Source organism: Candidatus Nitrosotalea sp. FS, assembly GCF_011319475.1.
GTDB lineage: Archaea > Thermoproteota > Nitrososphaeria > Nitrososphaerales > Nitrosopumilaceae > Nitrosotalea.
The window spans coordinates 5,785-6,225 of record NZ_RCMC01000286.1 but is presented as its reverse complement, the minus strand read 5'-3'; the positions used below and the strand labels follow the sequence as shown (position 1 = coordinate 6,225).

Annotated in this window: 1 protein-coding gene; it reads left to right on the top strand. The window is 37.9% G+C overall.

All coding sequences use genetic code 11. From position 1 onward, the window contains the following. Nucleotides 1-71: 71 nt before the first annotated feature. A partial coding sequence (locus DYY66_RS11435) for a hypothetical protein (RefSeq protein ID WP_255496458.1) occupies nucleotides 72-441 on the top strand: 370 nt, incomplete at its 3' end.

The following is a 441-nucleotide window of genomic DNA, read 5'->3' as shown; positions in this document are numbered from 1 at the left end:
ATCTAGGCATGAAACAGACTGATGTCATTTCATAAGACTTAAACTAGATTTGCCTCAAGCAATAACCGATTTTGAGCGACAAGGAAGATATTCTTGATATCATTACAACATTTTTCAATGCTGGAAAAACAAAGAATGTTGCACCATTAAGTGTCATCCAGCTAGACGATCCTAGGTTCTCAGCATACAGTGACGTGCCACCTTTTGATCTAAAGGACTTTGCAACCACTACTGCACTTGAACAGCTTAGGTTTGTCAGCATATCTGATTATGATTTTGAGCTAAAAAACATGCGAGTAGATATATTTGAAAACTTTGCAATAGCGACTTTTACTGTGAAACAGTCAGGCATGATTGTGGACAATTATAGTTTCAGAGGACAACACATGGAATGGAGAGCAGGGCAACATTTGTCCTTGGAAAATATGCCAAATGGAAGAT